This is a genomic window from Cupriavidus taiwanensis (assembly GCF_900250075.1).
GTDB lineage: Bacteria > Pseudomonadota > Gammaproteobacteria > Burkholderiales > Burkholderiaceae > Cupriavidus > Cupriavidus taiwanensis_C.
In genome coordinates this window covers 2,064,601-2,076,954 of sequence record NZ_LT977071.1, presented here as the reverse complement: position 1 = coordinate 2,076,954, position 12,354 = coordinate 2,064,601, and the positions used below count along the sequence as shown (strand labels likewise).

7 protein-coding genes and 1 pseudogene are annotated in these 12,354 nt (G+C 63.5%); 5 read left to right on the top strand and 3 right to left on the bottom strand.

The features are described from left to right. Positions 1-25: 25 nt before the first annotated feature. The 3 genes from CBM2588_RS25760 to CBM2588_RS25750 form a co-directional block, all read right to left on the bottom strand. Positions 26-1,519, bottom strand: coding sequence for a hypothetical protein (locus CBM2588_RS25760; protein ID WP_115683114.1), 1,494 nt, complete (start codon positions 1,517-1,519; stop codon positions 26-28). Between the two features lie 58 nt (positions 1,520-1,577). Next, positions 1,578-1,847 (bottom strand): PAAR domain-containing protein, encoded by a 270-nt coding sequence (locus CBM2588_RS25755; protein WP_018007548.1) that lies wholly within the window; start codon positions 1,845-1,847, stop codon positions 1,578-1,580. A gap of 88 nt (positions 1,848-1,935) precedes the next feature. Continuing rightward, complete coding sequence (locus CBM2588_RS25750; RefSeq protein ID WP_115683113.1) at positions 1,936-2,793, bottom strand: M15 family metallopeptidase; 858 nt, start codon at positions 2,791-2,793, stop codon at positions 1,936-1,938. 278 nt (positions 2,794-3,071) lie between these two features. Between CBM2588_RS25750 and CBM2588_RS25745 the strand changes: the two genes are divergently transcribed. From CBM2588_RS25745 to CBM2588_RS25725, 5 genes and pseudogenes are all read left to right on the top strand, one after another. Then, positions 3,072-3,908, top strand: a complete 837-nt coding sequence (locus CBM2588_RS25745; RefSeq protein ID WP_115683112.1) for a hypothetical protein — start codon at positions 3,072-3,074, stop codon at positions 3,906-3,908. A gap of 152 nt (positions 3,909-4,060) precedes the next feature. Continuing rightward, positions 4,061-7,357, top strand: a complete 3,297-nt coding sequence (locus CBM2588_RS25740; protein ID WP_115683111.1) for a type VI secretion system Vgr family protein — start codon at positions 4,061-4,063, stop codon at positions 7,355-7,357. Between the two features lie 10 nt (positions 7,358-7,367). Continuing rightward, positions 7,368-10,361: a phospholipase D-like domain-containing protein gene (locus CBM2588_RS25735; RefSeq protein WP_115683110.1), complete on the top strand. Its 2,994-nt coding sequence runs from the start codon at positions 7,368-7,370 to the stop codon at positions 10,359-10,361. Between the two features lie 76 nt (positions 10,362-10,437). Continuing rightward, a complete protein-coding gene (locus tag CBM2588_RS25730; RefSeq protein WP_231942268.1) occupies positions 10,438-11,781 on the top strand; it encodes a T6SS immunity protein Tli4 family protein in 1,344 nt (447 codons plus the stop codon). 149 nt (positions 11,782-11,930) lie between these two features. After that, a pseudogene (locus tag CBM2588_RS25725) lies at positions 11,931-12,353 on the top strand (DUF2345 domain-containing protein); the annotation flags it as partial. Between the last annotated feature and the right edge of the window lies 1 nt (position 12,354).

Genomic DNA, 12,354 nt, shown 5'->3' with positions numbered 1-12,354 from the left:
GGCGTGGTTCGGGTCAGGCGATGGATCACGCCGGCAGGATCGCGACGGCGCCACGCTGCTGCGCGTCGCCGGCGCTCAGTGCCAGCACGGGCCGGCCGCCATCGAGCGCCAGCTGATGGGCCACGACCACTGGCAGCAGCGCACCGGCGGCGCCGGCGTAGCCGCACGGCAGGCCCAGCGCCAGCAGGTCGGCCACGGGGTCCAGCGTCGGGAAACGGGTGCTGACGACCTGGGCGATCTCGACCGTGCGCACGGGGTGGACGCCGGTGTCTGTGACGATGGTTGCCACTGCCGCCGGGGCTTCTTCGGACGGCGGCGCGGTGTCTGCTGCATCCTGGGGCGCCGCTTCGGCCTTGCCGGCAATGGTCTCGAGCGCCTGGGTGACAGCGTGAGCCAGCGCCTCGAGCTGTGGCTGGCCGCGGTCTGCCGTAGGCGCTTCCAGGCGGGCCATTGCCGTGCGCGTGATGAGGATCGGTGCGCTATCGGCTTGGACGTCGGCATCCTCGTCCGTGCCGGCCTTGGCCGCGCCGGCGGCAGGCTGGTGCGCGCCCAGCAGCACGCCGGCGGCGGCCTCGCCCGGGGTCCGGCCATGCGGGCAGCGCGCACTGAACAACTGATCTTCCTGTTCCAACGCTTCGACGGTATTGGCGCCGATCAGTGAATCGGCGGCCACCAGCATGCGCAGCGCCGGCTGGCCGTCGACCGGGCGGTTCACGGCCTGGGTGGCGCGATCCAGCAACAGCAGGGCATCGCCGTCGCCGCGCGCGGCCGTGGCTTCGAGCGTGAGTCGCGTGGCTGGCCAGTATTGGGACAAGCGCTCGCGCAACCAGTCGCCTGCCGCGGCCTGGCGCGGTTCCGGCCAGCCGCGTGGCAGCAGCAGGGTGGCCACCAGCGGGGCGGTGCTATCCGGCACGGCCATGTCGTGGCCGGCTGGCGCGTAGACCGCCGCCTGCATGGCGAGCTCGTCGGTGACCTCGGCCGCGAGCGCGAGCGCGCGCAGGGCCTCGTCGTCCCAGGCCAGATCAGGCGTGCGCGCGGCGAATTCCGTGCGCAGGCTTTCGATATCGAGCGACTCCACCTGGGCAGCAAAGACAGGCGCAGGCAAGCCATCCAGCGCAACCAGGCCAGGCCGGTTGCCGGCCTTGGCGGCCTCCGCCAGCGCATCGGGCGCATTGCCCGCAGGCGTGCGCACGGCGGTGGCAAGCAGCGCCGCACGCCAGGTACGGGTGGGATCGTTGGGCTCCGCCTGCACCCCCTCCACGGCATTGCCGGCTTCTCCGGACGCCGCAGCGGCGGGTGTTTGGCTGGCGGCCGCGACATTGGTACGGATCCCGTCCAGGGCCCGCTTGATGACCAGGTAGGCAGCCACCATGCCCGCCGGCATCAGCGCCAGGTGCGTGACGATGTCCGTGGTGGTCGGCATCCGGTTGATCGACTGCCACCAGGCAATGGTCGCGACCCACACCACGGCGAACACCGCGAACAGGATCAGCGTGGACTTGATCAGTCTTGGAAACATGGTTTCGTGTCGAGTAGCGGCGCAAGTGCGTTTGAAACGGCCGTTCGCTGCCGGGACTTCATGCGCTGCCGGTCACGCCCTGGCTGGACAGCAAGGTTGCGCCGCAAGCGGTCTTGTCGCCGTGCCGCGCGGCGGCACGGCCGTCGATGATCACGTTGGGGTCGCCGGTGACGATGACGGTGGTGCCGCCATGGCCCGAGCGAGGGCAGGTGACACGGTCCCCCACGCACGCAATGCCCTTGCCGTTGGTGCTGGTGTTGCCCGAGGCGGTGATCACCACGCCGCCGTGGTCGGTCTTGTCGCCCAGCAGAATGAAAGGACGTGCCACTACGCTCTCCCCAAATTGCGCCGGCTCACCGCTGCCGGTCCTGTATCCATGTTCCCGCCAGCCCCGCCATGCGGGGGCGATCGTGCCGTTATTGCTGTGCCGGCCGTTTGCCCAGCACACCCGGACGACGCAGCTCGACGTGCCCGAGATCCATCATCTTCCAGCGGCCGCCCCACACCAGGCCGGCCGACTCGGCGGCACGGCCATACAGTTCGTAGCCGCGCATGGCCCACGGGTCCTTCTCGCTGATCACCAGCTTGCCGTCGCGGTAGAAGGCACTGTCCGCGGCCAGCCCGAACTGGTGATAGCTGTGGTAGGCGCCGGCCTGCGTCACATGACTGCCCATCGCCGCCAGCTTGGCCTGCCGTTCCGGACTGCGGTAGCCCTCCAGCAGCGCCATTTCATAGCCATGCTCGTCGCGCATGATCTTGTAGACCAGCAGCAGCCGCTGCCTGAATTCGGCATCCAGTTGCTCCCAGTCCCGGCTGGCCTCGCGGATCGCCGGGCGGATCAGCTCCACTTCGCGCGTGGTGAACACCTCTGGCGGCAGCGGTGGCGGCGGCACCAGCCGCTCGCCATCGAGCAGCGCGGCGATCTGCGGATCCGGCTCGCGCACACCGTCATCGTCCTCGAACTGAAAGACCTGCCGGTGGCGCAGCGCCAGCGCCAGCACCGGCGGTAGCGTCACCACCCCGGCGGCAGCCAGCACCAGCGCGCGGCGCTTGGCCAGGAAGTCACGGGCTGAAGCCAGTGTCGTGGTGGCGCTGCCCACGGAGTGGCGGATCGAACTGGCCGATTGCGAACCCGCCGACGCCGCGCTGGTGCTCAGGCGGCGCCACTGCGAGCGCGCTACCGCCAAGCAGCGCTGCCGTACTGCAGGAAGAAGCAGCACGGCAGCCGCGGCAACCATCAACACGAAATAGAGGACCAGTGCGACAAAGACCATGCTTACCTGCTTGACCGGGGCTGGGCTGCGCCCCGGCGGCGAAGCCTCCGCAAGGGTGCCGAGCATATTCAGTATTTTTTACATCTGTATTCGATTTGATCTCAATCCGGGGTGGTGTTCCCGCGTATCGGGTTTGTCTTTCGACGATGCCAGCCGTAGAATCCGGGAGTCTAAGGCCAAAATGATCGAATCTGCCATATATGACACAACGGGCCGGTAATTGTAAATCCGGCCAGTAGCGTCCGCCGCGCATTTTATTTCAAATTTCTTGATGACAGATGAGCAATAGCGACGATGTGAAGCCGTCAGCGCCACCAACGCTCTTCGGCAGCGAGCCTGACGCCGACGCCGCCGGGCAGACCCGCATCCTGGCCAGCCTGGAAGGCCGCGTGCCGATGGCGGCCAAGGCTCCGGCCAGGAAGCCCGCTGGGCGCTACCTGGGAGCGGGCCTGGTCGCTGTTGCCGCAACGGCTGTGGCAGGCTGGCTTTGGCTGGACTGGGTCGCCGATACGCCCGTATCAATCCAGGCGAGCAATCCGGCGGCCCCGGCACAGCCTTCCGCCGGTGTAGCTGCGCCCGGCGGGCAGTCGCTGGCCGACAATGCGCCCGCATCGGCGCCGGTCACTTCCGCCGCATCGGCGGAATCCGCCCAATCAGTTGCCGAGAATTCTCAGCCGCAAGCCGCAACCATCGTCGATGCCGATAACAGCGACCCCGCGCTGGATCGGCTCGGCAAGGTCGATGGCGCGGCGGTTGCCGCAGGAGCCGTCGCGGGTGCGACCACGCTGGCCGCGCTGACGTCTCTCGGTGCCCAGCCAGCCGGGGCACGGCCAAAGACTACTGAAGTCAGCAAAAATACCAAAAAGACAACACCGTCGAAGACGACGACGCCGGTGGAGAAGGGCACCACCAGTACCGCTGCGAACAGCAAGGATAAGAAGACCGTCGCCAAGGCCAGCACCTCGGCCAAGTCGAAAACAACACGTCGCAAATCCACGGGCACGGCGTCTGACCCCGATGCCGAAGTCCTGGCGGCGCTGCTGTCCCAACCCGAGGGCAAGCCGATCAGCACGGCGACGGCGAGCACGCGCTCTACCACCAAGGCGCGCAACTGAAACCCGCCACGGTTCGATCGCATTACAGAGAATCGGTGTGGCGGCCGGGCATGCGCCACACCGTGCTTGCAATCCAAGGCGGGCGCCGGCAACGGTAGTCCCCGCGGGCATGTTGGCCCCTAAGCAGTTGCAGCTGCACGAACGGACAGCGAATGGATGTAACCACTCTTTACCAACATCTTTTCAGCGCGGCACACCGCCTGTATGCGCTGGAAGGTGAAGGCGCGCTTGGCGAGCTAGCCGTCGAAGCCTGGATCGGCCGCGAAGGCGTGTCCGCGCTGGCCGAGTCGCGCATCGTCGCGGTCAGTGCCAATGCCGATATCTCATTGGACAGCCTGCTTGGCCAGCGGGTCACGTTGCTGACCACGCTCGCCGGCGGCGGCCAGTCGCGCCGCACCGGCCTGATCCGTCAGGCCGAGAAGCTCGGCGCCGACGGCAGCCTGGCGCGCTATCGCCTGACGGTGGTGCCGTGGCTGTGGCTGACCACGCAGCAGCGCAACAGCCAGGTGTTCCAGAACCGCAAGCTCGACAGCATCATCGAAAGCGTGCTGCAACCCTATGCGCCGCATGCGCAATGGCGCTATGCAGCCGGCGCCGAAGCGCGCATCGCCGCCATCGGCGAGCGTACCCATGTCGCGCAGTTCCGCGAAACCGATTACCACTTCCTGTCGCGTCTGCTGGCCGAGGCCGGGCTGGGCTATACCGTCGTGGAAGACGAGGAAGCCCCTGGCGGGCATGCCGTGGTGATCTTTGCCGACAGCGCGCAATTGCCGGAAGATGAAGAATCTGCGGCGGGTGGCGGCATCCGCTTCCATCGCGCGCACAGCCAGGAATCGGCCGATGCCATCCAGCAGCTCGCGTGCGAGACCCGCGCGACCGTGGGCGGCGTGGCGGTGACGGCATGGGATCCGGAGGCCAAGCGGGCCATCCGCGGCCACGCCCCGGCACGCTATGTTGGCAATGCGGGCCGGGCGGTCAGCCCGGATCCGTACCTGTCCGTCAGCCTGTCATTGGCGCCGGACGCGGCGAGCGCGCAGCGCGTTGCCGAGCAGGTGATCGAAGCCGTCGAAGCCCGCGCGCTGCTGTTCACCGGCCGGGCCTCCGTGCGCACGCTGCGCAGCGGCACGCGGCTGACCGTCAATGGCTGCCCACACCTGCCGCCGCAGCAAGACGATGCGGCAGGCTACCCGCTGCTGCTCGATGCGGTGGAGCAGTGCGGCATCAACAACCTGGCCGCCGACACGCGCGCCGCACTGGCCGATCGCATGGGGCCGCTCGAGGCGGCCTTGTGTTTCGACACACCCCCGGCCGCACCGGACGCCGCAGAGGCAACGCCCGGCTTGCTGGGCGTGTTGCCAGATCAAGAGCCCGTGCGCCTGGCTCCCACGCAAGCGCTGCAGACGGCAGCACGCGAACAGGGCTACGCGGCCATGTTCCGCGCCATCGACGCCCGCCGTCCCTGGCGCGCCTGCGTACTCGACGTCGATTGTCCGCGTCTGTACAGCCGGTCCAGTTCGCTGGGGGTGCATAGCGCGATCGTCGTCGGTCCTGACGGCCAGTCCCAGGCGGATGGCAACGCCGAACACCACGCCAGCCCAGCCGGCGAAATCCGCGTGCGCTTCCACTGGCAGCGCGGCGAGCGCGCAGACGACCGCAGCAGCCGCTGGATCCGCGTCGCACAGCGCCAGGCCGGCGCCGGCATGGGCTGGCAGTGGCTGCCGCGCATCGGCCAGGAAGTGCTGGTCAAATTCGCCGACGACGACATCGACCAGCCATTCGTCATCGGCGCGCTGTACAACGGCCAGGGTGAAGCGGGCCACGCGCCCACGCCAGGCGGCAAGACCGCAGCGGCAGGCGGTGACAGGCAGTCCCTGTACACGCAGGGCACGGACAGCGCAGCCAGCGCGCAAGGCAACCTCGCCGGTGGCAACAGTCCCGCCTGGCATGGCCTGGGCGCGCAGCCCGACGGCCACCGCAATGCCGCCGCGCTGACGGGTTTCAAGAGCCAGGAGCACGGCGGCAAAGGCTACAACCAGCTGGTGCTGGACGACAGCGACAGCCAACTGCGCACGCAACTGGCCACCACGCTGCAATCGACCCAGCTCAACCTTGGCCACCTGATCCACCAGCAGGACAACCGGCGCGGCAGCTTCCGCGGCCAGGGCTTTGAGCTGCGCACCGACGGCCACGCCGCCGTGCGCGGCCAGGCCGGCCTATTGCTGACCACTTACCGTGACGCCGTCACCGGCCGTGCGCTGCCCACCGGCGACAACGCCGCCGGCATCGCGTTGCTGCGCCAGGCGCGCGATCTCGTCAAAACCCTGAGCCAGGGCGCGACCACGCACCAGACGCAGGCGCTGTCGACCGGCAAGGATGACGACGCCCCGTTGTCGGAGCAGACCCAGGCTGCGTCCGGCATGGTCGATGGTCAAGCGCTGGAAGCGGCCAAGGACGATGCGTCCAGCGGCAACACCACGACCCCCGGCAAGGTCCCGCACCAGGCCGCCGCCATGGTCCACCTCAACGGCCGCGCCGGGCTGACGCTGGTTGCAGGCCAGGACCTGCAGATCGCCAACGGCGAAAGCGTGGCACTGGCCAGCGGCCAGGACAGCAACATCGCGGTAGCCGGCCAAGGCCGCGTGCACGCCGGGCAGGCCATCGGCGTGGCGGCAGGACTGTCGGGCGCGGGGGACCACAACATCGGCCTTCAGTTGACGGCGGGGCAGGATGATATCGATATCCAGGCGCAGCACGATCTGCTGAAGCTGGCGGCACGGGATGACCTGACCGTGGTGTCGGCCAACATGAACGTGGATTTCGCCGCGGCGAAACGGATCCGCATTGCCACGGCGGGCGGGGCGTCGATATTGATCGAGGGCGGGAATATTACGGTGGAGTGTCCGGGGGCGATTACTTATAAGGCGGCGCAGAGGAAGTTCGAGGGGGCGGTGAATAGTGCCTACCCGCTCCCGGAATTTCCGCAAGCCCCGATGCCTTACAAGCCCATGGAATTCCGCATGCGACTGGCAAATACCCCGGGCGAAGGCGGGCACGCGCTGGCTCACGCGCCCTGGAAGATCGCTGTTGGCGAAGCGCCGCTGGGACTCGGCATGGTGGCTGACGACGAACTGGTGGCACATGGCGTTACCGACGCGGATGGCAACGTGGTCCTCAGCCAGGCCCAGCAGGAAGCCCTGGCGCGGGCCTATTGCGCCAGTCCAGCCAACACCTGGCTGGTATATCCCGGCCAGACCGTACGCGTGCACGTCGCCGAGCAGGATCCGTCGTGGACGGACGAGGAGGCAGCACGCCACGCGCTCAATGCCGGTGATTTCAGCGGTGGCTTGCCGCAATCCATGTCGGACGACAATACCCAGCAACGCCTGCGCTATGCGCGCGATGCGCTGACTGCGGGGTCGCCCAATCAGATCTACAAAAAAACTCAGTAAATAAGAAGCTATGGGTGCGCCAGACAAGCAGGTGTATCAGATCCTTGGTGAAGACCAGAAGGCCGCAAAGACGGCGACGTCTGCGCCCGGCTGCTTCGTGCACGGCAAGGACGTATTCTCCGAGCCCGTGAAGGGCAACGCGGTGCAGTTCTTTGTCACGGGGACAGAGTACTTCGACAACGTTGCCAAGGCGATAGAAGGCGCGCAGTCGAGCGTGTTTATCACCGGCTGGCAAGTGAATTTCGATGTCGTGCTGACCGGCAAGAAGACGCTCTGGACATGCCTTCGTACCGCCGTCCGAAACGGGGCCAGCGTTTATGTCATGCCCTGGATGTCTCCCAAGGTCGGCGTCGACACAGGAGACCTGGAGACCGCGCTAACGGTGATTCAGCTCAACGCCGGGCTGCCCGCTCCGCGAGCCTTCGTCCTGCCGGCTGTATCGCAATGCGATCAATCCGGTGCATTGGGCATTGCCTTCTCGCATCACCAGAAGCTGGTGGTCATCGATAACAAGTCTGCGTACGTGGGCGGCATCGACCTTGCTTACGGCAGGCGGGATGATGGCAAGTATTCGCTTAAGGCAGACGGGCGGCAGGGCAGCGAGTTCTATAACAGTTGCGTACCACCGATTCATAGCCTCAGCAGCGTAGAACAAACGGCATACCTGACACGCGCCGAACTGGTGGCGGCTTGTTTCGATAACAAGGCGGGTCGTGCGGCGCAATTCTTTCTATCCGCACCAATGAAGCCGCTGGCGGGTGCGATGGACGCGTATTCCGCGGCGAGCGACAAAGTCAAGGACGTCAACAAGCAGATCTCCGACTGGTGGGTGACCAGCGACGTCGTGCCGGAATTCGTGCGAAAGGCCCAGGACAAAGTCATCGACGCCGCACAGGAATCCGCAGCCAGTGCAAGCAAGTGGGCCTACCAGCAGCTGGGAACGACCCTTCAGACTAAGGTCGAAAAACTGCGCGAGTACGGCGGCGCGCATGTAGCCGACGCCACCACCGCGCTGATGGCGTGGCTGAACGGCGCCACGCTGGACAGCTTGCCGCCCAGCCTCCTGCAAAATACAGCCGATACGATCCAGGCCTTTGTCATGCGCCTGGTGCTGGCCCTGCAAGCAGAAGGCAGCCAGCGCAAGCAGTGCTATGCAAACCTGGAGAAGCTGGGGAAACTCTTGCCTGCCGGCGGAAAGTGCCCTGACAGCAGCGTACAGCCGCGCATGCCCTGGCATGACGTGCATTGCCGAATCGAAGGGCCGTCGGTTTATGACCTGAGTCGCAATTTCGTACGGCGCTGGAATGGCGTGGCTCTGCAGTACGAGCGCAGCGATGGCAGGACGGTCGACGCGCTGCTGCGGCAACTCGGTATCGCGGCTCGTCTCAAGGCACCCCGCATCGGGGCTGCACACCGTCCTGTCCGATCCAAGACCCAGCCAGGGTCATGCTGGGTCCAGGTCCTCCGAAGCGCCCCGAAGAAGATGCGGGTGGCCGAGGCTGCCGGAGAGGCGGAAAAGACTACGCCGAGCGTTGCGGAAAGCAGCTGCCTGAGCGCAATGCTGAAGAACATCGAGGGCGCGTCGCATTTTATTTACATCGAGGGTCAGTTTTTTCAGTCCGATTATGGGAGCACCATGATCGGAAACGAGGAAGCGGGCGGCGGTGCCCCGGCCTCAGGACCGATGCATGCGTTGATGGACGTCAAAGGGTCGCCGGGATATCAAAAATATGCCGCGCAACTCGGCATACTTGGTGTGCCGCCCGGACAGATCTATAAGTCCCTCAAATGGAGCCAGATCGACGACGTGCAGCGGGACATCAGGGGAGGCGGCGCCGACTTTGTCAATGACCTGAAGCGGGTCATGGCCACGCAAGCCCAAATCGCTGGCTTCAGTGCCCTGGGACCGTCTCAAAAGTCCCTGAAGAATCCGATTTGCAAGGCGTTGGGTGATCGGATTACACGGGCCATCTACGACGGCAAGCCGTTCCATGTCTACATGGTGTTGCCTGTACATCCCGAGGGGACACTTGACACGATCAACATCATGACGCAACAGCATCTGACGATGCAGTCGCTGGTGTTTGGGAGCCACAGTCTGGTGAATCGGATTCGGCGCGCGTTGCTGGCGATGATGTATGTGCGTGAGCGGAAGATGGAGGTGAAGAGGGCGAGGGAATTAGCAAATGAGGTAAAGCCTAATGTGCTGGATGAGAAGGTTCGACAGGTAGAGTGGGAGCAATACCTGACACTACTCAACTTACGCAATTGGGACGTACTGAAAAATCGGCCTGTCACCGAGCAGATATATGTCCACAGCAAGTTATTGATTGCCGATGATCGCGTGGTGGTTCTTGGCAGTGCAAATATCAATGATCGAAGCCAACTCGGAGACAGAGACTCGGAATTGGCTGTCATCATTCATGATGACAAGCCTGCAGTGGCAAAACTAGACGGAAACGATTTGCAAGGGGTCGGATCGCTCGTGCAAGATTTGCGTAAGGGGTTGTGGAGGAAACACTTTGGGCTGATGGGGGGGGCTGCGCCAGCTGGAAGACTTGGAGCGCCGACCATACTTGACGCGCCTGCTAATCGAGACACTTGGCAAGCCATCAAAACTTTAGCCTCCGCAAATGCTGAGGCATATGCAAACGCCTTCCCACATCTAGCTAAACCCCGAAATCGCAGTTCAATATGGGCGACGTGGGATGATAACGAAAGCGTCCTCAAAGGTTACATGCCATTCAATGAGCGGTTCTGGCGGCCAGATCAACCGCGAGATGAGTGCTTCACTTGGGATGCCAAGCAGCGTTTGCCAGAGAAAAGACCTGCTGAAATTCGAGGCTTTATCGTTGCGTTGCCGCTCCAATGGACGCTTGGTGAAAACAATGATTCAAAGATGAACCTAACTACGTTGGCAAATGTGGATTTTGACGAAGAGGCGGACCGTGCGCAGCGGACCGCAGCGGCTGCTTTTGGTAAATCGGATCGAGCTAATACGTAAGTTGGAGCAAGGGAATTCATTAATGTCCAGAAGACCACAGCAATTATTGAGGCGAATAGCTAGCATTTGTGCTGTTATGACATTGTTTGCCTGTGGTCCGCGCGGACAAGCCGAGGAGCCGAAGACCACATCAGGTGTAGATCGCTTTGGAAAACGAGTGGAAATACCGAACCCAAGCCGTGAAGATCGGCTGGCGGCGCTGGCACCGACGTATGTCAAGCCTGCCGACCATAAGTCAGAATGCCTAGGTAGACTGATGTTTGACACGTCGGAGAAGATGCCAATGGAATGGGCGGTTTCATCCGAGACGAGTAAGAATGGATCCTTCGACGGACTTTTCCAGCACTTTGATGACGGGACGGGTAAAGGAAGAATTCAAATCGAATCCAGTCAATTAAATACGGTGTTCGCGGTGTATGGTCCCCTAACTCCAAAGTTGCGTGATGAGTTTTTAAACTACAGGGAGGAAATGAATGCCGCTGCACTCAGCGGGTTGGGACGTGCCCTGGAGCTGCAGAAGGAAACGGAGGACATGTATATGAGGCGACCGGAGCTCCTTGGGCCTGGAATCAAGGAGCACGTAGCTGACGATAGAGCAAGGCTCGAAAAAGAACTCGAGGATATCAAGTCTGGCCAACATCGAAAGGCAATCGACTTACGCCGGCCCAATAGTGCAGCGTTTCGGGCCGATCTAAAAGCGGCCAAGCCCTATTTCCGCGGCGCAATTGTGTTAGGTAAGCACATTGTTGCCTTTCAATCGATGTTGAGAGGCTTTGAGAACTATGTTGAGCCGACTGAAGATCAATGGAAAATCGCCGAGAGTGCTCTGCGCGAGCTGATTAGCAAACTTCAACCCCGGGAGCTTTACGAGATCCCCAAGGACCTGGGCTTGTGCCTACCCTATGCGTTCCTGCGCGACGACGGCACCTATGGCAACAAGATATCCACGTCCTTTCGCCTAGCAGATAGTCCCGCAGTGATCTACACGCTCAGCGTTGCCGCGATTCCTGGCGGTGGAGCATCGGAGACGACGATATTGAACGCGACCGGTCGTTCGGCGACCGGATTACTCAGCCAGTTGCCTGAAAATACAACAGTGAAGCAGCGCCTGGGTCCTCGTCCCGCAAAGATTGGAGCACTGACCTCAGAGCAGGGAGGAATCGTGGTGGAAGCCAAGCGTCCGGGCCAGCCACCGCGGGAGGGCTATCATGTGTACACCGGATACGCCGGCTGGGCGGGTTCGCAAATCTTGCCGACCATCGAGGTGGTGATGGAGTCGGCAGCCCGAGCTTCCTACCCCAAACTGACGAAGGACGCACCACCTTACGAGCAAGCCCGCCCACGGCTGGATGGCTTGCTCAAGAGCATCCGTCTGCGACCCACGACTCCGCCAATGCCGGAGTTGGCCGGCATCCAATAGCGAGGTGGACAGACTGCGCTTTTCCGACTTTTCAATGGTTCTAGCATCGGGTTCGAAGCGCGCATGGCTTTATGGCTTCACACTGCTCATGGCCGTGATGATTGTCGCGTGCGGGAAAGCCGTCAGGCACGCGATTCCAAGACTACGATGGCCAGGCCCGCGTCCATGCCGGGCAGGCGATCGGCGTGGCGGCGGGACTTTCAAGCGCCGGGGACAACAACATCGGCCTGCAGCTGACGGCGGGGCAGAATGATATCGATATCCAGGCGCAGCACGATTTGTTAAAGCTGGCGGCACGGGATGACTTGACCGTGGTGTCGGCCAACATGAACGTGGATTTCGCGGCGGCGAAACGGATCCGCATTGCCACGGCGGGTGGGGCTTCGATATTGATCGAGGGCGGAAATATTACCGTGGAATGTCCGGGGGCGATTACTTACAAGGCGGCGCAGAGGAAGTTTGAGGGAGCGGTGAACCAGCTCTATGGCATTCCGCTATTTCCATCCAGCGTATGCGTTGAGTGCGCATTGGAAGCCGCCAAGCGGGGGGTGCCATTTTCGATGCTGCAATGAG